The organism is Streptomyces sp. NPDC048514 (assembly GCF_043199955.1).
Classification (GTDB): Bacteria; Actinomycetota; Actinomycetes; order Streptomycetales; family Streptomycetaceae; genus Streptomyces.
The window spans coordinates 259,010-284,418 of sequence record NZ_JBICWT010000002.1; the positions used below are offsets into that span (position 1 = coordinate 259,010).

A 25,409-nucleotide genomic window follows, 5' to 3' on the forward strand; every position below is an offset into this window, starting at 1 on the left:
CCGCTCCCCTCACCCTGGTGAACCATGGATGCCCCGCGCGGGCCGGACTAAGCCTGCTTGCGGATCTCCTCGTACAGTGCGGCCGTGCGCCGGGCCACCGCGTCCCAGCCGAACTCCCCGACGGCGCGCTGCCGTCCGGCCTCCCCCATCCGCCGCGCCGCCTCCGGGTCGCCGAGCACGGCGTCCAGTGCCCGGGCGAGGCGCGCCTCGAAGTCGTCGCCGGCGTCGACCAGGAGGCCGGTACGGCCGTCGTCCACGACCTCCGGGATGCCGCCCACCCGGGACGCGACGACCGCGGTGCCGCAGGCCATCGCCTCCAGGTTGACGATGCCGAGCGGCTCGTACACCGACGGGCAGGCGAACACCGCGGCGTGGGTGAGGAGTTGGATCACCTCGGGGCGCGGCAGCATCTGCGGGATCCAGAACACGCCCTCGCGGCCCCCGCTCAGCTCCTCGTACAGCTCGCGGAACTCGCGGTCGATCTCGGGGGTGTCCGGCGCGCCCGCGCACAGGACCACCTGCGCGCCCGGGTCGATCTCCCGTACCGCGCGCAGCAGGTGGGGGACGCCCTTCTGCCGGGTGATGCGGCCGACGAACAGGACGTAGGGGCGGGCAGGGTCGATGCCGTGCCGGGTGAGGGCGTCGGTGCCGTGGTCGGGCCGGTACAGGCGGGTGTCGATGCCGTTGTGGACCACCTGGACCCTGGCCGGGTCCAGCGCCGGGTAGCAGGCCAGGATGTCCTCGCGCATGGCCCCGGAGACGGCGATCACCGCGTCGGCGGCCTCGATCGCGGTGCGCTCGGCCCAGCCCGACAACGCGTATCCGCCGCCGAGCTGCTCGGCCTTCCAGGGCCGCAGCGGCTCCAGCGAGTGTGCGGTCACCACGTGCGGGACGCCGTACAGCAGTTTGGCGAAGTGGCCGGCGAGGTTCGCGTACCAGGTGTGGGAGTGGACGAGTTCGCGGCCTTCGAGGGCGGCGGCGATGGACAGGTCCACGGAGAAGGTGCGCAGCGCGTCGTTGGAGCCGTCGAGCACGGGCCAGGGCCGGTGGCGTACGACACCGACGCCGCGGCCCTCGCCCCAGCAGTGCACCTCCAGGTCCACCAGAGCGCTCAACTCCCGTGCCAGGAACTCCACATGGACACCGGCACCGCCGTACACGTCCGGGGGGTACTCCCGGGTCAGCAGTCCCACTCGCACCCGACAACCCCTTTGTTCCGGCGGCAGGTTCCGTTTCATGGTCACCCAGATGCGCCGCGCGGGGAAGAGCGCGGCGACCGGGTGAAGCAGCAGTCGCCGCAGAGTCCGCCGCCGGGGACGCGGTAGTACAGGCAGCAGCTGTGGCGGCGGAAGACGGTGCCGGTGCGGGTGCCGGTGGCGCGCAGGAGGGGGTGGGCGAAGAGGTCGTCGGTGAGGGCGCCGGCCCGGTCCGCCAGGTCGTCGCGGCCGCCGGCACGGGCCCAGCGGTCCAGCTCACGGGCCGCACCGGCGAGCGCCGAACCGGAGTTGCCGCGCAGCAGGCCCGCCGCGACGCCGTGGTGCGTTCGCAAGGCGGCCGCCAGGGGCTCGAGATGCCCGTGCAGCACGGTACGGGCGAGGGCGGCCGCGTCCGCGTCCCCGGGCAGCGGGCGCACCTCGGTGAGCCACAGGTCGTCGGGGGCGGAGGCCAGCGGGTCCCAGCGCAGCAGGCGGGGGCCGAGGTCCGGCAGCCTGCCGTACAGGACGGCACAGCCCAGGGCCACCGACCACAGCCGGGCCGCCAGTCCCAGCTGCGCGACGGACGCGGCGACGCGCGGCTCCGGGGCCCGGAGCCGGCCCGCGACGGTGTCGACGCGCACCCTCAGCGCGTCGCGCCGCCCGCCCGGCGCCGACCCCTCATAGGCCTCGGCGAGGGTCACCGGCCACGCGGGCAGGGGAGCCGGTACCGGCGAGGATGCGCGGGCGCCGGGCGGGGGCGCGCCCGGGCCGGCGGTGGCTCCGGCTCCGGCTGTCACTCCCGTTCCGGCTGGGGCTCCGGCTTCGGCTGTGGCTCCGGCTGTCATTCCCGTTCCGGCTGGGGCTCCGGCTTCGGCTGTGGCTCCGGCTGTGATTCCCGTTCCGGCTGGGGCTCCGGCTTCGGCTCCGGTTGCGCTCCCGGCTTCGGCCCCGGGCGGGGCCGTGCGCAGGGCGAAGAAGCCGCCGAGCGGGCGGAGCGCGGCGAGGTCGCGATCGAGGTCCACGACAGGCACTAGTACCAGGCCCGAACGGCGGGCGGGACACGGGGACCCCGGCTGACGGAGAGCGGGACGCGGGACCCCGGCTGACGGAGAGCGGGACACGGGGACCCCGGCTGACGGAGAGCGGGACGCGGGACCCCGGCTGACGGAGAGCGGGACGCGGGACCCCGGCTGACGGAGAGCGGGACGCGGGACCCCGGCTGACGGAGAGCGGGACGCGGGCACCGCACCCACTGCACCCGTCTCGCGCGGGACACCGGGCCCGCACCGGACGGCGGTTGGGGCACGGGGCGGACAGCGGACGGCACCCGTCTCGAGGATGATCGCACCGCCGGCGTACTCCATCGGCAGTAGGACGCATCGCGTGCTCAGGGACGACGACGGGAAGACTGCGGGCGGGCAGAGTGTTGGTCATGGAAGCCGACAGTCCGCCGCGCCGGGCCCTGGACCCCCGCGACCCGCAGGGTCGGGGCCCCCGCCTCACGCAGGGGAGACGCCGATGAGCGCCCTCGCGGTGTCCGTGCTCCTGTCGTTCGTCTCGGCCCTCGCCTACGCGGGCGGAGCGATCGTGCAGGAGCAGGTCGCGGTGTCCTCCCCCGACAGCGGCTATCTGCCACTGCGCCGGGCGAGTTGGTGGGGGGCACTGGCGCTCAACGGCCTCGGTGGAGTGCTGCACGTCGTGGCGCTCGCCTACGGCCCGCTCAGCCTCGTACAGCCGCTGGGCGCGCTGACCATCGTCTTCGCACTGCCCATGGCGGCGCTGTTCGTCGGCCGCAAGGCCGGTGCCACCGCCTGGCGCGGCGCCCTCATGGCCACGGCGGGCCTGTCCGGTCTGCTGTCCCTGGTCGGCTCCTCCGACGCGCACTCCCTCGACGGCACCCAGCGGGTGGCGGTCGCGCTCGTCACCGGCGGCGTGGTCGTGGCGCTGATGTGCGCGGGCCTGGCGGCACACCGGCACCCGGCGGTGCGCAGCGTGCTGCTCGCGACCGCCTCCGGCATAGCCTTCGGGATGTCGTCGGTGTTCACCAAGACCGTCGCCGTCGACTGGTCCCGGGACATCGGCCCGAGCGACCTGCCGTCCCTCGGGGTGATCGTCGTGTTCGCCGCCGCCGGCGTGCTGCTGTCCCAGGCGTCCTACCGGGGAGGCGGCCTCGCCGCTCCGCTGGCCACGCTGACCGTGGTCAATCCGGTACTGGCCGCTGCGGTCGGCATCCTCATGTTCGGCGAGACGTTCCGCTACGGCACGACGGGCACCGTGCTCGCCCTGAGCTGCGGGGTGGTGGCGGCGGGCGGCCTGATCATGCTGACCACGGACCGGATGGAGGACGCACGACCGACTGCGGACCGGAGGACGGCCGCGGGCGTCGAGGACGCCCCCGGCCCCGGGACCGCGTCGACCACGGCGACCACGGCGACCACGGCGACCACGGAGGAGCCTGCATCGCCGCAGCCCGTTCCCACCGCCCCCGTACCGGCTCACGCGCCGCAGCCCGTTCCCACCGCCCCCGAACCGGCTCACGCGCCGCACGCGTTCCTCGCCGTGCCGCCGCAGCGCCCGGCAGCGGAGGCCGAGACGAGGACGACGGGCCGGCCGGCACCGGGCGTGCCGGACGCCGAGACCGCCGAGCCGGTGCGGACCGGGGAGACCGAGCCGGTGCAGGCCGGGAAGACCGAGCCGGTGCGGACCGGGGAGCCGGTTCTGCGGGATCGGGGCGTCGGGAAGTGGCCGGTCGTACTGGAGCCGGACCTTCCGGAGACAGCGGGGCTGGAGCCGGTCGCTGGCGGCCCGGTGGCGGGCGGCCCGGTCGACGGTGTGCCCCGGCAGCCGGGGGAAGCCGTGCTTCCGGGCTCGGCCGGTCCGGCTCTGCGGGAGCCGGCCGAACCGATCCTGCGGGAGCTGCTCGTACCGGGTGCGGACGGCGGCGGCGACACCGAGGGTGGCGCACCGCCGGCCGACCACGAGCTGCCCGTGTCGTGCGCGGCGCTGGGCATCTACGTACCGCTGCCGGTCCTGGACCGGCGGCGGCGTGAGCGGGTCAGATCCTGACGCCGCCGGAGCGCAGATAGTCGAGCGGGTCGATGTCCGTGCCGAAACCGGGCCCGGTGCGCACCTCGAAGTGCAGATGCGGGCCCGTGACGTTACCCGTGGCACCGGAGCGGCCGAGGCGCTGACCCGTGGTGACGCCCTGGCCCGCCCGCACGGAGATGGCCGACAGATGCGCGTACTGGGTGTAGCGGCCGTCGGCGTGCCGGAGCACCACCTGGTAGCCGTAGGAGCCGCCCCACCCGGCGGACACCACCTGCCCGGCCTCCGCGGCCCGCACCGAAGTGCCGGTGGGCACGAGGAAGTCGACGCCCGTGTGGTAGCCCTTCGACCAGTGGGAGCCCGCCACGTGGTAGCCGGTGCCGATGGGCGCGGCCACGGGCGCCGCCAACGAGTGACCGCCCGGCGAGGCGTGGTGGGGGGCGGACTTCCGCTCCGACGGGGATCTCCTCTTCTCCGCCGGGGCCCTCTCCGCCGGGGCCCTCTCCGCCGGGGCCTTCTTCGCCGGAGCGGTCTTCCGTCTGGGCGGCTTGGCCGTGGTGTGGGCGTCGGGCGCCGTACCGGTGGGGTGCAGGCTGAGCCGCTGACCCGGCAGGATCAGGTCGGGATCGGCGCCGATCGTCGCGCGGTTGCCCGCGTACAGCCCGCGCCAGCCGCCCCGGACGTCGTGGTCGCCGGCGATGCCCGAGAGGGTGTCACCGTGCACCACCGTGTACATCTCGGCCCGGCCCGCGCGGGACTGCGGGGTGGTCTGGGGCCGCACGTCCTGCCCCGGACCGGCCTTCGCGGCCCGGGCCTTCGAACCGGTGCCGGCGGGCTGCGCGGCGGAGTCGTCCGTGTGCGGACCGGGTGCGGCGCCGCCCCGCGTCAGGCCGGCCCGCACGGAGCACACCGGCCAGGCCCCCGGCCCCTGCCCGTCGAGCACCCTCTCGGCGACGGCGATCTGCTGGTCCCTGGTCGCGAGGTCGGCGCGTGGTGCGTAGCGCGTGCCGCCGTACGCCTCCCAGGTGGACAGGGTGAACTGGAGCCCGCCGTAATAGCCGTTACCGGTGTTGACGTCCCAGTTGCCGCTGGATTCGCAGGCGGCGACCTTGTTCCAGGTGGCCACGTCGGCGGCGTCGGCCGTGCCGGCGGCGACCAGCGGGATGGCGAGACCGGCGCCGCCCGCAGTGACGGTGAGCGAGGCGCGGTTGATCCTGTTCGGCTGGTACCGGCGGTGCCGGCCGCGTACGGCCATGTCCGAAATCCCCTCGGCATGCGTCAGGAGGGGCAAAAGTAAGCGCGGCGAACCGGCCATGACAAGACAGGAAACCGGCCTTGCACCGCAGCCAAGTGGCCGGTAACGGCCGCTCCTTGCATCAGATCCCCGAAGACTGAGGCTCGGGGCGCGGTTGCCGCGTAAACAAGCGTGGCGGGTCGGATGTGCGCTCGCCGTAGCGGCACGTCAGGATGGGCGAGGGCACGTACTGACGAAGCCGTAGTCACGAGGCAGCTAGGGAGCAGGCGGTATGAGCACTTCAGCGCAGATCGGCGTCACGGGACTCGCGGTCATGGGCCGCAATCTCGCCCGCAACTTCGCCCGCAACGGCTACACGGTCGCCGTGCACAACCGTACGGTCTCGCGGACGAAGGCGCTGGTGGAGGAGTTCGGGCAGGAGGGGGACTTCATCGCGGCCGAGACCGCCGAGGACTTCGTGGCGGCGCTGGAACGCCCGCGCCGGCTGGTCATCATGGTCAAGGCGGGCGATCCGACGGACGCGGTGATCGAGGAGTTCGCACCGCTGCTGGAGCCCGGGGACATGATCATCGACGGGGGCAACGCGCACTTCGCGGACACCCGGCGCCGGGAGCGGGAGCTGCGCGAGCGGGGCATCCACTTCGTCGGCACGGGCATCTCGGGCGGCGAGGAGGGCGCGCTGCACGGACCGAGCATCATGCCGGGCGGTTCGAAGGAGTCGTACGAGTCTCTCGGACCCATGCTGGAGAAGATCTCGGCGAAGGCGGCGGACGGCGCCCCCTGCGTCACGCACTGTGGTCCCGACGGCGCCGGGCACTTCGTGAAGATGGTCCACAACGGCATCGAGTACGCCGACATGCAGCTGATCGGCGAGGCGTACCAGCTGTTGCACGACGTCGCCGGGTACTCGCCCGCGCAGATCGCGGACATCTTCCGCACCTGGAACACCGGGCGGCTGGATTCCTACCTGATCGAGATCACCGCCGAGGTGCTGTCCCATGTGGACGCGGCGACGGGCAAGCCGTTCGTGGACGTCGTGGTCGACCAGGCCGAACAGAAGGGCACCGGCCGCTGGACGGTGCAGATCGCCCTGGACCTGGGCGTTCCGGTGTCCGGTATCGCGGAGGCGGTCTTCGCGCGCTCCCTGTCCGGGCACGCGGCGCTGCGCGAGGCCTCGCGGGGCCTGGCCGGGCCGAAGCCGGCCGCGCTGGGCGAGTCGGAGGCGGCGGCCTTCGCGGACCGGGTGGAGCAGGCGCTGTACGCGTCCAAGATCGTGTCGTACACGCAGGGCTTCCACGAGCTGGCGTCGGGCAGCGAGGAGTACGGCTGGGACATCGACCTCGGCGCGGTCTCCGCGATCTGGCGCGGTGGCTGCATCATCCGGGCCGCGTTCCTGGACCGCATCCGCGCCGCGTACGACGCCCGCGCCGACCTGCCGAGCCTTCTGTCGGACGAGACGTTCGCCCGGGAGATCGCCGCGGCCCAGGACGACTGGCGCGAGGTACTGGTCGCCGCGACCCGGCAGGGGGTGCCGACGCCGGGCTTCGCCGCGGCGTTGGCGTACTACGACGCGCTGCGCGCTGAGCGGCTGCCGGCGGCACTGACGCAGGGGCAGCGGGACTTCTTCGGGGCCCACACGTACCGGCGGGTCGACCGTGACGGGTCGTTCCACACGCTGTGGGGCGGAGACCGGTCGGAGGTCTCGGCCTAGGGGTTCCCCCCGCAGGGCCCCGCCCTCCACGGGCGGGGCCAGAACCAGGGGCCGCCGAGGCCGTACGCCTCCTGCCGGCCGCCGGGATCACCTCGCCCCCGCGGCGGCCGTCCGGCGCCTCCGGTGCCTCTGCCGCTTCCGATGTTCCGGTCGCCTCCGGTTCCTCTGTCTCCGGCGCCCGCGGTGCCTCTGGCGTCTGGGGTGCCTCTGACCTCTGGGGTGCCGCTGACCTCTGTGGTGCCTCCGGCGTCTGGGGTGCGCTCAGCTGAGCGGTGGGCCGGGCTCAGGGCTGGGAACCGGCTCCGGTCCCGGCGGGATCGGAGAGGGCGAGGGCTCCGGCGGGCCCGGGGCCGGGGGCGCCGGGGGCGGGGTCGGATCGGGGCCCGGCGGGGGCGGCGTAGGCTCCGGGCCGGGACCGGGCGGGCTGGGCTCGGGACCTGGCTGCGGCGTCGGCACCGGGCTCGGATAGGGATCCGGCGGGGTCGGTCCCGGTCCCGGCGGCAAAGGGTCGGGGTACGGGTTCGTCATCGAGTCCTCCGGACAGTCGCTGGACGTCACCTCTGGACTACTCCCCCGCCTACCCGGAGGCCGCTCGGTCACTCACCCGACGGCAGCACAGGCACTTCAAGCTGGTGGCAGCGCGGAAACTCGCCCTACGGCAAGGAGAAGCACTCGGCCTACGGCGGTCAGAACTTCTCGGGGTGGGCGCGGAGCCAGTCCTCGGCGGCGGCGAGCAGGTCCGGGTCGGCCGGCGGGGCGACGTCGGGGTGGCGCTCGGCCCACTGGACGACGTAGGGGCAGAGCGGGGCCACCGGGACGCCCTCGCGCTCCGCGACGGCGTACAGCTCACGGGCCAGGGAGCCCGCGATGCCCTTGCCCTCGTGGGCGGGCTCCACGATCGTGTGCACGGGAACCAGGGCACGCGTGGGTGTCTCCAGGACGAAGTACTCGATACGGCCGACGACCTCACCCTCGCCGACGGCCTCCAGGCGGCCCGCCGCACGGTCGTCGCGGATGTCGGTCTCGCTCATCGGCACGCACGCTCCTGGTCCTGGTCCGCCGTTCAGGCCCTGACGGCCTGCGGGCTGCGCTGCTGGTCGGAGCCGGGCACCGGCTCGGACGGGTCGGCGCCGAGGGACACGATCCGGTTGTCACCGTCGACGTGTACGACCTTGGGCCGCAACTGCCGTGCCTCGACGTCGGTGACCTGAGCGTAGCTGATGATGATCACCAGGTCTCCGGGGCGCACGAGATGGGCGGCGGCCCCGTTGATGCCGATCACCCCGGACCCGCGTTCACCCTCGATGACGTACGTCTCCAGCCGGGCGCCGTTGGTGATGTCGACGATGTGCACGAGCTCGCCCGGCAGCAGGTCGGCGGCGTCGAGGAGATCCGCGTCGATGGTCACCGAGCCCACGTAGTGCAGGTCGGCCTGAGTGACGGTGGCACGGTGGATCTTGGACTTGAACAGAGTACGCAGCACTTTGGACTCCTGGAAGACGGCTCCCTGCCTGCTTTGTACAGGTCAAGGGCGATCTTCACTGTACCGCTGGCACGCACCGGACTCGATGACTGTGAGGAACGTCGCTTCACTTCGGCGCGCAGGGCCCGCACCTGCGGCTTCAGCGCGGACCGGGTTGGCCGTGAAGTCGCCGAGCATGCACCTGCACGACGTTCTTCGCTGAATGCACAGGACTGGTGCCGACGAAACGCCGGCCTGACCGACGGGACGTCAGGGAGCCGAAGGACATCGCAGTTCACATCCCGGGCGCGACTGACGAGGCGATGCGTGGAGACGGCTCTCGGCCTGCGTGAACAGCGCGCCCGCGGACGCAGCCCGCGGTGCGCCTGGGCCTACCCCGGTAGTGCCGAGTGCACAGCGCGGCGCGAAGCCGGGTGCAGTGTGCCGTACCCGGAGAGGATCCGGATCGCGACAGTGGAGCACCACCGTCGACCGACAAGGACAATGGGATGCCGGAGTTGACGACCGCTCGGCGGCGAGCGCGCGGAGCCGCCGCCGTAGGTGTAGGTGCAGTCGCCGCAGTCATGATCCGGCGCAGCGCCCGGAGGCGCGGCGAGCCGCTCGGTCGTCACGCGCCGCTCACCAGCGCGAGCGAGCACACACGCGCAGCCTCGCCGACGGCTGTGCCGCACGTCGAGCAGCACACGAGGAGCCGGTGGCTGGTCTTCCTCGCCTACGGACTCCTGGCGGCCGCGACCCAGGCGCTCTTCGTGAACTACGCGCCCGTGACGCAGGACGCCGCGCAGCACTTCGGCGTCTCCATCGGCGCGATCGGCTGGCTGTCCCAGGTCTTCCCGCTGATCTACGTCCTTCTTGCCATCCCTGCCGGCATCGCGCTCGACCGGTTTCTCCGCCCAGCCCTCGTGGTCGGCGCGTTGCTCACTGCGTCCGGGGCGTTCCTGCGGCTGGTCGCCGACGACTTCACCTGGGCGTTCGTCGGACAGGTCGTCGCCGCCGTGGGACAGCCCTTCATCCTGAACGCCATACCGGGCCTTGCCGTGGGTTACCTCGCCGAAAAGCACCGCGCCACCGGAATCGCCGCCGCATCCTCCGCCACGTTCGCCGGCATGGTCCTGGGCTACCTACTCGGCGCGTTTCTGCCCGGTGAGAGCCACATCCGTACCCTCACCCTCATCACCGCCCTGATCGCCATGGACGCCGGGCTCTGTCTCGTCGGGGCGCTTCGCTGCGCGCCGCAGGCGAGCCCCGAGACCGCATCCGTGACGGGCGGACTCCGGGCCTTCCGCGCGGCACTCGGCGATCACCACGTCCGACGTCTGTGCGGGGTCGTCGCCATCCCGATGGGCACGTTCATCGCACTCGCGACGTTCGTGCAACCGCTGCTGGCGCCGGCGGGAGTCCCCGGATCCTCCGCCGGCCTCATTCTCGCGCTGACCATGACCGCCGGTGTGATCGGCTGCGCCGTCGTGCCCGTCTGGGCGGATCGGCGTGGCCGCGAGGTTCAGGTCATGGGCGCCGCGATCGCTTTCACCGCCGGGGCCTGCCTGCATCTCGCCCTGGTCCCGAGCACGCCCATGGCCTTCCTCACGCTCCTGGGGACAGGCTTCGTGCTGCTCCCGGCTCTTCCCATCGTGCTCTCCCTGAGCGAGCGGCACGCGCCCGAAGCCGAGAGCACGGCGGCCGGCCTCATCTGGATGGCGGGCAATCTGGGAGGCGTACTGCTGACGACGGCCGTCGGACTCTTCGTCAGCCGCCCCGAGATCGCGTTCGGGGTCCTGTCGGCCGCTACCCTGCTCGCGTTCCCGGCACTCCACTGGTTCGGGAAGCTCGAGCACCACGACGCCGTGGTGTGAACTCAGCTCGGTCCGGTCGCCACGATGCCGGGCGCGATGTCCAGCACGAGGAGCGCCGCCGCCACATGGGTCGGGTTGTCCTCGACCTTGACGGCCGAGAGTTCGTTGGCGCGCGAGACCCGCCGCTCGACGGTGTTTCGGTGCGCGTAGAGGCTGGCGGCCGCCCGGGTGGTGTTGAAGCCGCACTGCACGTAGGTGAGGAGCGCCTGCCGTAGTGCTACGTCCGCTTCGGCCAACGGCCCGAGAGTGTTGACGACGAACCGACGGGCGCCGGCACCGTCCTTCGTGAGCGCGTCGATCAGCTCGACGTCGGCGTAGGCGGTGAGGCGCCGGTCGGACCCGAGCCGGGTGACCAGCGCCTGCGCCGCGAGGGCGTCCTGGTGGCTGGACCTGAACCCTTCGAGTCCGTGTCCGGGCCTTCCCACCGCCGCGCGAACCACGCCAGCCGTCGCCATGACCTTCTCCACATGGTGAAGGTCCGGGATGCCCGGCCCCGAGAACCAGATCCACCGCGACGTGGCACTGGCACGTGCCACCAGGGCGCTCCGGCCCGCGCCGGCGGCGCGCATCGCCGGGATCGCTCCGTCCAGGGCGTCGGCCTGCTCGGGATCATCGACCCACAACACGAGACCGACGTGCCACCGCGCCAGCCGGTAGCGCAGGCGCCCCTCGGCGAGATCCTCCGCCATCGGCGCTCCGCCGGCGATCAGCTGGATCAGTGCGACCGCCTCGGCACCCGCATTGCCCATCGCAGCGGCGAGGCCGGCTTCACGCAGGGCCGCGACCGAGTCGAGAGCGTACTGCGCCAGCGACTTCGCCGACACGTCCAGGACCCCCACGAGGAGGTCGGGGGCGGCGCAGTGCGCCACGCACTCCTCCAGCCATCGCCGCCAGCCGATCCCCAGTGCCACGCGCCAGGCATCAGCGAAGTCGGGCGCGATGCCGCGGGAGACGAGATCGTTGATGTACGCCGTGGTCCTCGGGCCGACGTAGGGCTCCACCCGCCGCCCCGGATGCTGGACGTTCGCGGTCAGCCATTGGACAAGATCAGAGCGGTTGAGTGCGCGATCCTCCTCGGCCAGCGATGCGTCCGCGAGGAGGGCGGGATCGTTCTGGGCCACGAGAGCGGGCCCCGCGAGAGCGTTGACCAAGGCGTCCGTTTCCGTCAACAGGCGCTGGCACAGTGACCTGATCGCATCAGCGACCTCGCGCGGGGGCGGGGGCCACAGCTCTTCCATGTCTTCGAGTCTCCCTCTGATCCCGAGAGGCCGGCGCTCCCGACATGCCGTGTCACAGCCAGAGGAAGGGCCGGCCGGTGGCAGGGCCGTCAGCGATGGCGAGGCCTGCCACCGGCCGACGTCAGCGGGGGCGTCAGGCCGCTACCACGGTGCGCCGGCGGCTGCCGGCCCCGAGACCGCCATGCGTTCGGCAGGCCGGAGAAGCTGGATCCGTCGTCGTCTGCTCTGCTGCTCGTCGTCAGTCGGCGCCGAGGCAAGCGGAACATGGGAAGCCCTCGTCTCCCAACCGTGAGGTGGCGCGCACGGGGTCTCCAGGGGTGTCGTGTTTAGTATTGGTAAACGGCGGAAGATCTATCACGCCGTCGGTCGTGCTGCAAGGGGTTCGGCGACGTCGCCCCGTCTGAAGGGGCACCAGTTGCCCGTGGGGCGCATGCCTTAGCCTCGTCTCACGGAGGGGGCTCGTCCGAGTCGGCCTGTCACCCGAAGGCCACGCGACCTCGACCTTTGGACGGGCGGTGAGTACACGATGTCCACGGATGGCAGCAGCGGAGCAGGTGGGGCGGCGAAGGGCTCCCCTGCCCTCGAAGCATCCACAGGCGCGCAACTGAGGGAGATCAGGCTCAGCCGCGGGTTGTCGTTGACGGAGGTTGCGCGTCAGGCAGACGTCACCAAGGGCTTCCTGAGTCAGTTGGAGCGTGGTCTCACCAACGTGTCCGTCGCGACGTTGCTGCGCGTCTGCGATGTGCTGCAGATCGGGGTCGGCGAGCTGTTCGCCTACCCGGATGAGCAGGTCGTGGAGGGTGGAAGCCGGATCGACATGGGCGGTGAAGGCGTCACCGAGTACCTGCTCACGCCTGCCGACACCACGGCGTTCCAAGTCTTCCGTTCCGTGATCGAGCCAGGCGGGGGCACGGGTGGTCCCTATCGGCTCGACACCACCACGATCTTCGCGCTCGGACTGAGCGGCTCGACCCGTCTGATCGTCGGGGGCGAGACCCGGATGCTGTCAGCCGGTGTGTCCACCTCGTTCTCCGGTCAGACGCTTCACCAGTTCGACAATCCGGGTACGACGGTGAGCGAGGTCCTGTGGGTCCTGTCGCCTCCGCTCCTTCGTGTCGCGCGAGAACCGTCCTAGAGCCGCCCTGCACGTCCGAACAGCAGGACGATGCCGAGGGTGGCGGCGCCGGAGAACCAGGCGTAGAGGTTCGCGATCGGGTCGAGGCCGAGCGCGACGACGACGAGCGTGGTGACGAACGCGACCGCCGAGACGACGGCCGAGGACGCTGACGGCGCCCGGTGCCGGGGGTGAACGACCCAGCGGCGCCGGAAGGGCGCCGGCCCGGGACAACGCGAACTGGTAGCGCGTCACGACGTTGTGGAAGGCCACGCACGCGAACTGACTGGTGATCAGGAGCAACTGCATCACGTCGAACCAGGCCGACCGACGTAGCTCCGCGCCAGCGTGCGGACCAGGCCCTCGGGGTCGGCCTTCGCGGCGCCGGTCACCGAGTCGACGCCGACACCCACCACGACCGCCCACACGGTGAACGAGGAGAAGATCCCGATCACCGGGATCGCGGCATACGTCGCTCGGGGGACCGTGACGCCGGGGTCCTTTGCCGCGACGCGGAACACGGCCGTCGCCTCGAAGCCGATGAACCCGTAGAAGGCGAACATCATGCCGAGGCCCAGGGAGCCGTTCCCCGGGATCGAAGGCAGCAGGGGCTTCGCCGTGAGGCCGTGGGCGCCACCGCGGCCCACGATGCCGACGTCCACGACCAGGAGCTGCCGACTTGTGCAACGTGCACCGAGCCCGGCGCCCAGCCGGTGCACGCTGTCGTTCCCGCCCGTGACCGTGGCTGGCGACAGTGAGATCACCACCCCGGGAACAGCGAGGAAACACCATGACAACTGAGGTGCTTGACGCCGTCGAGGAGTTCGACGTGGTCATCATCGGGGCGGGGATCTCCGGAATCGGTGCGGCCAGCTATTTCAGCCGAGAGCTCCCCGGCAAGTCCCTGCTCGTGCTCGAGGGCCGCGGCGACATCGGTGGCACGTGGGATCTGTTCCGATACCCCGGCATCCGCTCGGACTCGGACCTCCACACGTTCGGCTACGAGTTCAAGCCGTGGCGTCACGAAGCCGCGATCGCCGATGCGCCACTGATCCGGGACTACCTCCGGGAGACGGTCGAGGAGAACCACCTGGAGCCCCTCATCAGGCTGCGCCACCGGGTCGTCAGGGCGGAATGGTCCTCGTACGACTCGCAGTGGACCCTCACCGTCGAGGCGGCCGACCCCACCGGCGAAGGGACCGTAACCAAGACGATCCGTGCCGGATGGGTGTTCGCCGCCACCGGCTACTACCGGTACGACGAGGGATTCTCCCCCCGGTTCCCGGGACGCGACGACTTCGAAGGCACGGTCGTCCACCCGCAGCACTGGCCCGAGACGGTCGACTACAGCGGCAAGAAGGTCGTCGTCATCGGCAGCGGCGCGACCGCGATCACCCTGGTGCCGGCCATGGCCACCGGGCCCGGCGCCGCCCGGCACGTGACGATGCTGCAGCGGACCCCGACGTACGTCATGGCCCTTCCTCGCGTCGACAAGGCCGCCCTGGCGCTCACGAAGGTGCTCGGGGAGAAGCGCGGGTACGCCGTCACGCGGTTCAAGAACATCTGGCTCGACCGCGCCGTCGTCAAGGGACTGCGCACGTTCCCGAAGGCCGGGCGTCGGTTGATCCGGCGCGAGAACGTCAAGCGGCTGCCCAGGGGGTTCGACGTCGACAAGCACTTCAGCCCGCCGTACGACCCGTGGGACCAGCGCCTGTGTCTGGCACCGGACGGTGACTTCTTCGACGCGATCAAGAAGGGTTCCGCGACCGTAGTCACCGACACGATCTCGCGGTTCAGCAAACGCGGAATCGTGCTGAGCTCGGGCGAGGAGCTGGAAGCGGACGTCATCGTCACCGCGACGGGGCTGAACCTGCAGCTCTTCGGCGGAATGCCCATCGTCGTCGACGGCCGCGAGGTCGACATCGCAGACGCGGTCTGCTACCGCGGGATGCTGCTGAGCGGGATCCCCAACTGGGCGATGGCGATCGGCTACACCACCTCGTCGTGGACGCTCAAGGTGAGCCTGATGTGCCGTTACTTCATCGACCTGGTCAGGCACATGGACGCCCACGGACACGACAGGGTGGTCCCGATCGCGCAGCCCGGGATGGAGCGCAGGCCCGTCATGGACCTCCAGGCCGGCTACGCGAGGCGCGGCGAGAAGTTCCTGCCCAAGCAGGGCCTCGAGAAGCCCTGGCGGATGGCGATGTCCTACCCCGAGGACGCCAAGGCCCTGCGCGGTCCGGTGGCCGACGAGCACCTCGAGTTCGGTGCCGGCGGGCCGGCCGCGCACCTGCCCGGTGGGAGGCGGGCGACCCATGTCTGAGACGAGCGGCGCGGAGAGCACCGACCAGTACGCGGCCCTGCCGTCCGGGATGAGGATCTGCTTCCGGGACTTCGGCGACCAGGCCGACCCCGCCATCCTGCTCATCGCCGGATTGGGTGAGGATCTCACCTTCTGGACCGACTCGTTCTTCGGCTCGCTCGTCGCCCGCGGTTTCCGGGTCGTCGCGATCGACAACCGTGACGTCGGCCAGTCGACGTTCGTCGCCGCGCCCCCTCCGGCGCTCTGGCGTCAGATCGCCGCGCGCCCGCGCAGCGACGCGTATGCGCTGGCCGACATGGCCCAGGACACCGTCGGCGTGCTGGACTGGCTGGGGATCTCGCGGGTGCACCTGGTGGGGCGGTCGATGGGCGGGATGATCGCGCAGACGATCGCGGCCACGGCGCCGGAGCGCGTTCTGTCGCTGACCTCCATCTACTCGACAACCGGGGCGAAGAAGGTGGGCCGGCCGGCGCTGTCGACGATCCGGCTGCTCGCCGCACCACCGGCGAGGACCAGGACCGCGGCGGTCCGTGCCCACCTGCGGATCACCAGGCACGTCGCGGGAACGGGGTATCCCATCGACGACGCGGCGGAGGCTGCCATCGCGGCGCGTGGATGGGATCGCAGCGCCGGTGATCCGGCGGCCGGCACGGCGCGACAGATCCAGGCCATCCAGCGTTCCGGAGACCGGACGGCCCGGTTGAGCGACATCGCGGCCCCGACGCTGGTCATCAACGGCGACCGGGACCTGCTGGTCGACCCGAGCGGCGGCGAAGCGACGGTGAAGGCGATCCGCTCGGCCCAGCACGTGGTCATTCCCGGCATGGGCCACCACATCCCCGAGGCCCTCGTCGGCACCGTCACCCGGTACGTCTCGCAGCACGCGAACCGCGTGGGTGAAGGAGGAAACCATGTCCGGATCTCGTAAGCCCGGCTCCGGGGACACCGCGGTCGACGTCGTCGTCGTCGGTGCCGGCTTCGCCGGTCTGAGCGCCGCCGAGCGGCTGGTGAGCACGGGGCGGTCCGTCCTGGTCGTGGAAGGCCGCGACCGGGTCGGAGGCCGATCGCTCTCCGGCGAGGTGGCAGGCGTGAAGGTCGACCTCGGAGCGACGTGGGTGGCCCGACGCCACACCGCCGTCCGGGACCTCGCGGACCGGATGGGGTGTACCACGACCGGCCAGTTCGACCAGGGTCGCAACGTGCTGTGGCTGGCAGGCCGGCGCCGCACCTACAACGGCACCATCCCCAAGGTCTCCCCCGCGACCCTGGTGGACATGGCCCGCATGCAGACGGCGGTGAACAAACTGGTCGCGACCATCGACGTGAACGCCCCATGGGAGACACCCGGAGCGGCCCGGCTGGACGCCATCTCGTTCGGCGAGTGGCTCGACCGGAAGAACGCGCTGCCCAGCACCCGTGCGCTGATGACCATCGTCAGCAAGGTGCAGTGGGGCTGCACCCCGGGAGACGTCTCCCTGCTGCACGTACTGCGCTACATCCGTGCAGCGGGCGGGCTCAACCACATGCTGGACGTCGAGGGCGGAGCGAACCAGGACCGGTTCGTCGAAACCACCCAGGAGATCGCCAAACGGGTGGCGGAGCGGCTCGGCGACCGCGTGCGCCTGGAGACACCGGTGCGCCGCGTCACGCAGGACGACGACGGCGTCACCGTCCACACCGACTCCGGCGAGATCCACGCCGGGTACGCCATCGTCACGGCCGCGCCGGCGCACCGCGCCGCCATCGCGTTCGATCCCGCTCTGCCCGAGCAGGCCGAAGGGCTCGCGCGAACCTGGCGCATGGGCGTGCTGAGCAAGGCGTTCGTGGCGTACGAGAAGCCGTTCTGGCGGGCCGACGGCTGTTCCGGCGAGGCGGTGACCGACACCGGCACCGTGTTCATCACCTTCGACGTGTCGCCCGGCCCCGGCGGACCGGGCGTCCTGATGGCCTTCTGCGACCCCCGCGTCTTCGACGGCTTCGACCCCGAGACCCGACGCGACCTGGTCGTCCAGCAGCTCGTCGACCTCTACGGTCCGCAGGCCCGCACCCCGATCGACTACCTGGACCACTGCTGGGGATCGGAACCGTTCGCCCCGGGCGGCCCCCACCCTGCCGCCGGCCCCCACGCGACTGTGAGCTACGGCAAGGCGCTGACCGAGCCACACGGGCGCATCCACTGGGCCGGCACCGAAACCGCCGGCGAGTGGGCCGGCACCATGAACGGCGCGGTGCTGACGGGTCAGCGCGCCGCCGAGCGCGTCACCGCCCTCCTGTCCCACGACGTGCGAGAGGGGGCGCTGCGGTGAAGGAAGCGCTGTTCCTGCTGGCCGACCTGTGGATGATCTTCGCCGGCTACTTCTACGGATGGCGGTTCATCCGCCGGTACGGCAACTACCTCCTCGGCCTCGAGTGGATGGTCGTCGCGACCTCGGGCAGCAACTTCCTGCTCTGGTCGCTGCTCGGTGGCGACAGCGGCAGCGTCCTTTACGACGTGGCGTACTTCTTCGACGCGTTCTCCAGGTCGGTCGGCATCACGCTCATCCTGGTCATGGGCCTGATGAAGGTCACCCACCGCTACAAGCCGAGCCTCGGCGTCGATGTCGGCGTGTTCGCAGTCGCGACGGCGGCCGGCCTGTTCCTCCGGCACTTCCACGGCGCGGATCTCCACACCGACCGCGCCGCGTACTCGGTCGCCGTGTACTACGTCGTCGTCAATCTGCTCACGGCGGTCTTCGTCGGGTACTTCGTCAAGCGTCTCTGGGGGGCAGGCGCGAGGTGGCCGGCGATCTGGACGGGACTGGTCACGGCCGCCGGGACCGCCATCGCGATCACCTACGACTTCTTCCCCCTGCCGTTCGACGACGCGAACCGCACGATCTTCTACACCGCCGCGCTGGCGACCTGGGGCACCCAGGGATTCGTCTACTTCCGCGCCTACCGCGCACTGCACGACCGCACCGCGGCCTTGGACGCGAACCCGGCCCGCGCAACCGAAACCCTCGCATGAACCCCGAAAACGAATAAGGAGTCAGTATGGCGAAGAGGCACGTGTACGCGGTGGTGGACCCTGCGGACGGCAAGCTGGTCAAGGAATACCCCACCGCGACGGACGAGGTCGTCGAGGGGGCGGTCGACGCGGCGGCCGGCGCCTACGCGCGGTGGTCGAGGCAGACCTCCGTGGCTGAGCGCGCCCAGCTGTTGAACACCGTCGCCGCCCTCCACGACGAGCGCAGCGGGCACCTCGCCGAGATCATCCACCGGGAGATGGGCAAGCCGGTGGACGAGGCCGTCGCGGAGGTCGAGTTCAGCGCCTCCATCTACCGGTACTACGCCGAGAACGCGGAGAAGTTCCTCACCGACGAACCGATCGAGCTCCTCGAAGGGGAGGGCACCGCTTTCGTCCGGCGCCAGCCGGTCGGCGTGCTGCTGGGGATCATGCCCTGGAACTACCCGTACTACCAGGTGGCCCGGTTCGCCGCGCCCAACCTCGCGCTGGGCAACACCATCGTGCTCAAGCACGCGTCGCAGTGCCCGGAGTCGTCCGCGGCGCTCCAGCAGCTGTTCACGGACGCGGGCTTCCCCCAGGGCTGCTACGTCAACGTCCACGCCACCGGCGAGCAGATCGCTCGCGTCATCGCGGACCCCCGCGTGCAGGGCGTCTCCTTCACCGGTTCGGAGCGGGCCGGCGCGGAGGTCGCCGAGAAGGCGGGACGCAACCTCAAGAAGGTGGTGCTCGAACTGGGCGGCTCCGACCCCTTCATCGTCCTGTCGACCGACGACCTGGACGCCACGGTCGGGGCGGCGGTCGAGACCCGGTTCGAGAACACCGGGCAGGCGTGCAACGCCGGGAAGCGTTTCATCGTCGCCGAGGACGTCTACGACGCCTTCCTCGACAAGTTCACCCGGAAGGTGCTCGCCCTGACCGACGGCCTGGCGCCGCTCTCCTCGGTCGCCGCCGCCGAGTACGTCGAGGAACAGGTCGAGCGAGCCGTCGGGGAGGGGGCGACCTTCGTCTCCGCACGACGGCGCGACGGGGCGTACTTCCCGCCCGGCGTGCTGACGGGCGTGTCCCCTGGGTCGCCGGCAGCCGCCGAGGAGCTCTTCGGCCCCGTCGCGACCGTCTACCGGGTCGGCTCCGAGGACGAGGCCGTCGAGCTGGCGAACGGCACGCCGTACGGCCTGGGCTCCTACGTGTTCACGACGGACGCCGAGCAGGCGCTGCGCGTCGCCGACAGGATCGACGCCGGCATGGTCTTCATCAACGGCGTCGGCCTCGAAGGCGCGGAACTGCCCTTCGGCGGGGTCAAGCGGTCCGGTTTCGGCCGCGAACTGGGCCGGGCGGGAATCGACGAGTTCGCCAACAAGAAGCTCATCCGCACCTCCCGGCCGTGATCGCCCAGCGCGCAGAAGGAATCCCGCTATGACCATCGAATTCGACGCCGCCGTCTTCAGGACGCCGAACGAACCGCTGACGATCGAGAGAGTGGCTCTCCCCTCGACGCCTCCGCCCGGCGAGGTGCTCGTACGCCTCAAAGCGAGCGGGGTGTGCCACAGCGACCTCCACGTCCTCCTGGGCGAATGGGAGGTCCCCTCGCCGATGATCCTCGGTCATGAGGGAGCCGGCGTCGTGGAAAGGGTCGGCGAGGGTGTCACGACGCTGACGGAGGGCGACCACGTCGTGCTGTCCTGGACGCCTTCATGTCGCCGCTGCCGCTACTGCATCAGTGGCAGGCCGGTCCTGTGTGACATGGTCAGCCGGCACTCGGCGAACCACCTGTCGTTCGACGGCCGGTCCCGGATCACGTCCGCCGGCGGGGGCGACGTCCTCAGCTTCGCTGGCCTCGGAACGTTCGGCCAGTACGCCCTCGTGCCCGAATCGGGCGCGATCGCCATCCGGGACGACGCCCCGTTCCCCCAGTCGGCTCTGGTCGGATGCGCCGTCACCACCGGTGTGGGCGCGGCCGTCAACACCGCCAAGGTGCGTCCGAGCGACACGGTGCTGGTCCTCGGTTGCGGCGGCGTCGGCCTGAACGCGATCCAGGGTGCCCGGCTCGCCGGCGCGCGGAAGATCATCGCCGCGGACATCTCCGACGAGAAGCTGGAGCAGGCGCGCCTCTTCGGCGCGACCGATCTGATCAACAACGGCCGCGAGGATTTCACGGACCGGGTGCGGCAGCTCACCGGCGGACGCGGCGTGGAGATCGCCATCGAGGCCATCGGGCTGCCCCGCACCATCGAGGCGGCCTACGAGGTCCTGGCCCGGGGCGGCACGGCGGTGGTCGCCGGGCAGGTGGCGGACGGCCTGAAGGTCTCCATCGATCCCTTCGTCATGTCCGATCAGGAACTCTCACTCATCGGTTCGAACTACGGCTCCAGCAAGCCGGCTTCCGACTTCCCGCTGCTGATCGACCACTACATGAACCACCGCCTCGATCTCGACTCCCTGGTGACGCGCGTGATCGATCTGAAGGACGTCAACGAGGCGTTCGACCAGATGAAGCGCGGCATCGGCATCCGCTCGGTGATCACGTACTGAAAGGTGGTGGCAATCGCATGGCCCTGGAATCATCACGCTCGGCGTTCGAGCGAGCTCGACGCAGCGTCGGCGGGGGTGTGGGGTCGGGCCTGCGCGCCGCGATGCCTCCGCATCCGCTCTTCGTGCAGGAGGCACGGGGCCCGTACGTCTGGGACCTGGACGGCGACCGGTACATCGACTACGTGATGGCCTGGGGCCCGCTCGTCCTCGGTCACGGTGATGCGCGCGTGCTGTCCGCGGTGTCCGAGGTCGCGAAGAAGATGCAGGTCGTCGGCACCGGCCACCCACTCGAGTACCGCGCGGCGGAAGCGGTCCTCGAGGCCGTGCCGCACGGCGAGCGACTGCTGTGGAGCAACACGGGGACCGAAGCGGTGCAGGTCGCGCTACGCCTCGCGCGAGCCGCCACCGGGCGCCGCCGCGTCCTCAAGTTCGCCAGGAGCTACCACGGCTGGCATGACACCGTGTATGCCGGGATGTCCGAGGACGACTGCGATCGCCCCGCGGCCCCCGGCGGACCGGGGCAGTCGTCCAGCGTGCTGGACGACCTGGTCGTGGCGCGCTTCAACGACGTGCATCTGGCCGAGCGCCTGCTGAGCGAGTCCGTCGAGCGCGACATCGCGGCAGTGCTCGTCGACCCGGTGATGAGCAACGCCGGTGTCGAAGCACCCGCACCGCACTTCCTGTCGACGCTGCGGACCCTCTGCGACCGGCACGGCGTCGTCCTCGTCTTCGACGAGGTGATCGCCGGGTTCCGGATCGCCCGGGGCGGGGCGGCCGAGAAGTACGGCGTGCTGCCCGACCTGTCCGTCTTCGGGAAGGCGATGGCCGGTGGTTTCACCCAGAGCGCCGTCGTCGGCCGAGCCAAGCTGGTCGATCAGGTGACGGCCGGCGTCGTGCACGCCGGAACCTTCAACGCCAACCCGATCGCGCTGGCGGCCGTCGAGGCGACGATGCGCGTCCTGGCCGACCCTGCGGTCTACGAGCTGCTCGAACAGACCTCGTCCGAGTTCGAGGCCCTCGTCGGTGGCGCTCTCGGTTCATCTCCTGACTTCGGCCGCTTCAACCGGGTCGGCTCGCTCCTCCAGTACGTCCCTGCCGGTGGGGCCACCGGGCTCCACGGAACCGGCGGGCTCTGGACCGTGCTCCTCGAAGGGATGCTGCGTCAAGGCTTCCTGTTCATGCCGTCCGGCAAGGTCTTCATCAGCACGGCACATACCTCCGCCGACATCGAGGCGACGGCCGAGGCCCTGGACCGGCTTCTGCGGAAGCTGTGACGTCCGGGTCAAGCCTCCCCGTTGGTTCCACCCGCCCCGGGCCAGGCCGTGTGTTTCGCATTCCGCGGCCTGGCCCGGTCCACCTTCCCGGAAGACACCATGCTGAACCTCTCTGTCCTGCTCGAGGACTCCGCCCGTATGTACCCGAACCGGGACGCAGTGGTCCTCGGCTCGATGCGTCTCACCTACGCCCAGGTCGACGCCGCCGCCAACCGGGTGGCCAACCTCCTGGTCGACCGCGGCATCTGGCCCGGCGACAAGGTCGCGCTCAGTTGTCCGAACCTGCCCTGGTTCCCGATCGTCTACTACGGGATCCTCAAGGCCGGCGCCGTCGTCGTACCGCTGAACATCCTGCTCAAGGGCCGGGAGATCGCCTACCACCTGGCCGACTCGGAGGCGAAGGCGTTCTTCTGCTTCGAGGGTGACGCGGGTCTGCCGATGGGTGTGGAGGGACACGCCGGCTTCACCGGGACCGCGGGCTGCGAGCACTTCTTCCTCATCACCGCCGATCCCGAGGCGGAAAGCCCGATCGAGGGCGTCGAGACCATGGGCGCCGCGCTGCGGGGCACGGCGACGACGTTCGACAGCCTCGGGACCACGGGGGACGACCCGGCTGTGCTGCTCTACACGAGCGGTACGACAGGACAGCCGAAGGGCGCCGAACTCAGCCACGCCAACCTCGTTCTCAACACCCTCGCCTGCAACCGGCTGTTGGACAACCAGCCGGCCTCGGACACCCATCTGCTCGTGCTGCCGCTGTTCCACTCCTTCGGCGCGACCGTGCAGATGAACGCCGGCTTCTCGACGGCGAGCACACTGGTGCTGCTGCCACGATTCGACGCCCGGCAGGCGGTGTCCCTGATGCAGCGGGAGGACATCACCTTCTTCGCAGGCGTCCCCACCATGTGGTGGGGCCTGTTGCAGGCGCTCACCGACGATGTCGACGTCACGAGGATCGCGAGGAACCTGCGAGTCGGTGTCTCCGGCGGTGCCTCACTCCCTGCCGAGATCATCAGACAGGTCAGGGAGCGACTGGGCGTCCGGGTTCTGGAGGGCTACGGCCTCTCCGAGACCTCGCCGGTGGTGACCTTCAGCGATCCGGCGCAGGAGCCCCGGCCCGGCTCCGTCGGCGTGCCGATCTGGGGCGTGGAACTCAGGCTCGTCAACTCGGACTGGTCGGAGGTCGAGGACGACGGCACGGGCAGCGCCGTCGGGGAGATCGCGGTCAAGGGCCACAACGTGATGTCCGGCTACCACGGCCGCCCCGAGGCCACCGCCGAAGCGATCCGGGACGGCTGGTTCCGCACCGGCGACCTGGCCCGCAGGGACAAGGACGGCTTCTACTACATCGTCGACCGGGCGAAGGACCTGATCATCCGCGGCGGCTTCAACGTGTACCCGCGCGAGGTCGAGGAGGTCCTGATGACGCACCCGGCGATCAGCCTGGCAGCGGTCGTCGGCGTGCCGCACGAGAGCCACGGCGAGGAGATCAAGGCGTTCGTCATCCTCGACCGCGGCGCCGACGCCTGCCCCGGCGAGCTGATCGCCTGGGGCAGGGAGCAGATGGCCGGCTACAAGTACCCGCGCATCGTGGAGATCGTCGAGACGCTGCCGATGACGTCCACCGGAAAGATCCTCAAGCGCGAACTCGCGTGACCGGCACGACAAGCGCACGGACACGGGTGGGAAGGACGGCGGATGACAGTGGATGAGGACCGGCAGAGGGACACGTTCCCCGACGGGGCGGGCACGGGGACGGATGCGGTTCCCGACTCGCTCGTGGCCGCCTGGAAGGCACGCGTGGCGAAGAACCCGGAGGGCACGGCGCTCCGCTTCTTCGACGGCGCCCTGTCCGCGCAGGAGGTGGACGCGGCGTCGGACGCCCTGGCCGCCGCGTTCGAGGCCCGCGGAACCGGCAGGGGTGATCGGGTCGGCGTGTACCTGCAGAACATCCCGCAGTACGCGCTGGTGCTGCTGGCCCTGTGGAAGCTGGGGGCCACGGCACTGGGACTCAACCCGATGTACCGGCGCCAGGAACTCCGCCGGATCATCGACGACTCCGGGGCGGTCGGCGTCGTCTGCGCGGACACGGACGTCCACGAGACGCTCGGCACGCTCGCGGGGAGCTCGGTGCGGTGGCTGATCAGCACGTCGGCACTGGACTACCAGTCCCGCAACGACCCGCGAGTCTTCGCGACCACGCAACGCCACGCCCCGGCGCCGGACGGCGACCTGGTGGCGCTGATCGAGGAGTTCCGTGGGCGCCGGCCCTCGCCGACAAGGCTGACGGGTGAGGCCGTTGCGTTCCTGACCTACACCTCCGGCACGACAGGGCCGCCGAAGGGTGCCATGAACACCCACGGCAACGTCCTGAGCGTGGTGGCGACCTGCGCGTCGTGGATGGGGGTGGGCGACGGGGACGTCGTGTTCGCCATGGCCCCGCTGTTCCACATCACCGGGGCGGTGGTCAACGCGACGATCTCCTTGCTCACCGACACCACGCTCGTGCTGGCCGGCCGGTTCCACCCCGAGGTCGCCCTGGATGCCTTCGCCGAGCACGAGGTGACCTACACGATCGGCTCCATCACCGCGTACAACGCGATCTACGAGCTGCCGCAGGCCGGACCGGAGCACTTCGCGTCGGTGAAGGCCCTGTACTCCGGGGGCGCGCCGATCCCGCCGGCGACCGTCGAACGGTTCCATGAGCGGTTCGGCGTCTACCTCCACAACGGCTACGGGATGACCGAGACGACGTCCGCCGTCATCGCCGTGCCTCCCGGGGACAGGGCGCCCGTGCACCTGCCGAGCGGGACGCTGTCCATCGGCAGGCCCCTGCCGCACCTCACCGCGCGCGTCGTGGACCCGCACGGCAACCCGGTGCCGAGCGGGGAACAGGGCGAACTCGAGTTGAGCGGGCCCCAGGTGGTGCCCGGGTACTGGGGCAGGCCCGAGGCCACCCGCCAGACGATGCCGGAGGGCCGGCTCCGTACCGGTGACGTCGCCGTCATCGACGAGCAGGGCTGGATCTACCTGGTGGACCGGCTCAAGGACCAGATCAACGTGTCCGGCTACAAGGTCTGGCCGCGCGAGGTCGAGGACGCGCTGTACGAGCACCCGTCGGTGCTGGAGGCCGCGGTCGTCGGGCAGCCGGACGCGTACCGCGGCGAGACCGTCGTCGCCTACGTCTCGCTCAAGGCGGGTCTGACCGCCACGGCGGAGGAGCTGATCGCCCTCTCCCGTGAGCGGCTGGCCGCATACAAGTGTCCCCGCGAGATCCGTTTCCTCGCCGACCTGCCCAAGACGCAGAGCGGCAAGATCCGGCGTGCCCGGCTCCGCGGCGTCGACGGCACCGCGTAACGACCGCGCCCATCCGACAAA

At 71.1% G+C, this 25,409-nt stretch carries 19 protein-coding genes and 1 pseudogene; 13 read left to right on the forward strand and 7 right to left on the reverse strand.

The features are described from left to right. Positions 1–47: 47 nt before the first annotated feature. Together glgA and ACGFT2_RS04080 are read right to left on the reverse strand one after the other, a co-directional pair. Entirely contained in the window at positions 48–1,199 is a 1,152-nt protein-coding gene (gene glgA / locus ACGFT2_RS04075; protein ID WP_393273247.1) for a glycogen synthase, read from the reverse strand. 41 nt (positions 1,200–1,240) lie between these two features. After that, a complete protein-coding gene (locus tag ACGFT2_RS04080) occupies positions 1,241–1,993 on the reverse strand; it encodes a (2Fe-2S)-binding protein (RefSeq protein WP_393273249.1) in 753 nt (250 codons plus the stop codon). A gap of 721 nt (positions 1,994–2,714) precedes the next feature. On the opposite strand from ACGFT2_RS04080, the pseudogene ACGFT2_RS04085 reads away from it, so the two are divergent. Continuing rightward, positions 2,715–3,534 (forward strand): annotated as a pseudogene (locus ACGFT2_RS04085) (DMT family transporter); the annotation flags it as partial. A 717-nt stretch (positions 3,535–4,251) separates the two neighbouring features. Here the strand turns inward: ACGFT2_RS04085 and ACGFT2_RS04090 are convergent. Next, positions 4,252–5,496, reverse strand: a complete 1,245-nt coding sequence (locus tag ACGFT2_RS04090) for a transglycosylase family protein (protein WP_393273251.1) — start codon at positions 5,494–5,496, stop codon at positions 4,252–4,254. Positions 5,497–5,767: 271 nt separating this feature from the next. Here ACGFT2_RS04090 and gndA point away from each other — a divergent pair, with 271 nt between their 5' ends. Continuing rightward, positions 5,768–7,207 (forward strand): NADP-dependent phosphogluconate dehydrogenase, encoded by a 1,440-nt coding sequence (gndA, locus tag ACGFT2_RS04095; RefSeq protein ID WP_393273253.1) that lies wholly within the window; start codon positions 5,768–5,770, stop codon positions 7,205–7,207. 686 nt (positions 7,208–7,893) lie between these two features. Here the strand turns inward: gndA and ACGFT2_RS04100 are convergent. Together ACGFT2_RS04100 and panD are read right to left on the reverse strand one after the other, a co-directional pair. After that, positions 7,894–8,238, reverse strand: coding sequence for a GNAT family N-acetyltransferase (locus ACGFT2_RS04100; RefSeq protein ID WP_393273255.1), 345 nt, complete (start codon positions 8,236–8,238; stop codon positions 7,894–7,896). A 32-nt stretch (positions 8,239–8,270) separates the two neighbouring features. Then, positions 8,271–8,690: an aspartate 1-decarboxylase gene (gene panD, locus ACGFT2_RS04105; RefSeq protein WP_393273256.1), complete on the reverse strand. Its 420-nt coding sequence runs from the start codon at positions 8,688–8,690 to the stop codon at positions 8,271–8,273. A gap of 563 nt (positions 8,691–9,253) precedes the next feature. On the opposite strand from panD, the gene ACGFT2_RS04110 reads away from it, so the two are divergent. Next, complete coding sequence (locus ACGFT2_RS04110; protein ID WP_393273258.1) at positions 9,254–10,543, forward strand: MFS transporter; 1,290 nt, start codon at positions 9,254–9,256, stop codon at positions 10,541–10,543. Positions 10,544–10,545: 2 nt separating this feature from the next. Here the strand turns inward: ACGFT2_RS04110 and ACGFT2_RS04115 are convergent, their stop codons facing one another. Continuing rightward, positions 10,546–11,781, reverse strand: coding sequence for a PucR family transcriptional regulator (locus ACGFT2_RS04115; RefSeq protein WP_393273260.1), 1,236 nt, complete (start codon positions 11,779–11,781; stop codon positions 10,546–10,548). Between the two features lie 526 nt (positions 11,782–12,307). Here ACGFT2_RS04115 and ACGFT2_RS04120 point away from each other — a divergent pair. Next, complete coding sequence (locus ACGFT2_RS04120) at positions 12,308–12,916, forward strand: helix-turn-helix domain-containing protein (RefSeq protein ID WP_393273262.1); 609 nt, start codon at positions 12,308–12,310, stop codon at positions 12,914–12,916. A 287-nt stretch (positions 12,917–13,203) separates the two neighbouring features. Here the strand turns inward: ACGFT2_RS04120 and ACGFT2_RS04125 are convergent, their stop codons facing one another. Next, complete coding sequence (locus tag ACGFT2_RS04125; RefSeq protein WP_393273264.1) at positions 13,204–13,557, reverse strand: hypothetical protein; 354 nt, start codon at positions 13,555–13,557, stop codon at positions 13,204–13,206. Between the two features lie 128 nt (positions 13,558–13,685). On the opposite strand from ACGFT2_RS04125, the gene ACGFT2_RS04130 reads away from it, so the two are divergent. The 9 genes from ACGFT2_RS04130 to ACGFT2_RS04170 all read left to right on the forward strand — a co-directional run bounded on the left by ACGFT2_RS04130 (position 13,686) and on the right by ACGFT2_RS04170 (position 25,388). Beyond that, the gene (locus ACGFT2_RS04130) at positions 13,686–15,221 is read left to right on the forward strand and encodes a flavin-containing monooxygenase (protein WP_393273266.1); all 1,536 of its coding nucleotides are present in this window, start codon (positions 13,686–13,688) and stop codon (positions 15,219–15,221) included. Further along, positions 15,214–16,149, forward strand: coding sequence for an alpha/beta fold hydrolase (locus tag ACGFT2_RS04135; protein ID WP_393273268.1), 936 nt, complete (start codon positions 15,214–15,216; stop codon positions 16,147–16,149). Before ACGFT2_RS04130 ends, ACGFT2_RS04135 begins: the two co-directional genes overlap by 8 nt. After that, positions 16,133–17,527 carry a flavin monoamine oxidase family protein gene (locus ACGFT2_RS04140; protein WP_393273270.1) on the forward strand — a complete coding sequence of 465 codons (1,395 nt, stop codon included), beginning with the start codon at positions 16,133–16,135 and terminating at the stop codon, positions 17,525–17,527. The genes ACGFT2_RS04135 and ACGFT2_RS04140 overlap by 17 nt, the downstream gene beginning before the upstream one ends. Then, a complete protein-coding gene (locus ACGFT2_RS04145) occupies positions 17,524–18,228 on the forward strand; it encodes a transporter (protein WP_393273272.1) in 705 nt (234 codons plus the stop codon). Before ACGFT2_RS04140 ends, ACGFT2_RS04145 begins: the two co-directional genes overlap by 4 nt. A gap of 26 nt (positions 18,229–18,254) precedes the next feature. Then, positions 18,255–19,613: an NAD-dependent succinate-semialdehyde dehydrogenase gene (locus ACGFT2_RS04150; protein ID WP_393273274.1), complete on the forward strand. Its 1,359-nt coding sequence runs from the start codon at positions 18,255–18,257 to the stop codon at positions 19,611–19,613. A 28-nt stretch (positions 19,614–19,641) separates the two neighbouring features. After that, positions 19,642–20,757, forward strand: coding sequence for a Zn-dependent alcohol dehydrogenase (locus ACGFT2_RS04155; RefSeq protein WP_393273276.1), 1,116 nt, complete (start codon positions 19,642–19,644; stop codon positions 20,755–20,757). A gap of 17 nt (positions 20,758–20,774) precedes the next feature. Then, positions 20,775–22,031 (forward strand): aspartate aminotransferase family protein, encoded by a 1,257-nt coding sequence (locus ACGFT2_RS04160; protein WP_393273278.1) that lies wholly within the window; start codon positions 20,775–20,777, stop codon positions 22,029–22,031. A 99-nt stretch (positions 22,032–22,130) separates the two neighbouring features. Next, positions 22,131–23,687 carry a long-chain fatty acid--CoA ligase gene (locus ACGFT2_RS04165; protein WP_393273280.1) on the forward strand — a complete coding sequence of 519 codons (1,557 nt, stop codon included), beginning with the start codon at positions 22,131–22,133 and terminating at the stop codon, positions 23,685–23,687. A 42-nt stretch (positions 23,688–23,729) separates the two neighbouring features. After that, on the forward strand, positions 23,730–25,388 hold the full coding sequence (locus tag ACGFT2_RS04170; RefSeq protein ID WP_393273282.1) for a class I adenylate-forming enzyme family protein: 1,659 nt from the start codon (positions 23,730–23,732) through the stop codon (positions 25,386–25,388). Positions 25,389–25,409 lie beyond the last annotated feature (21 nt).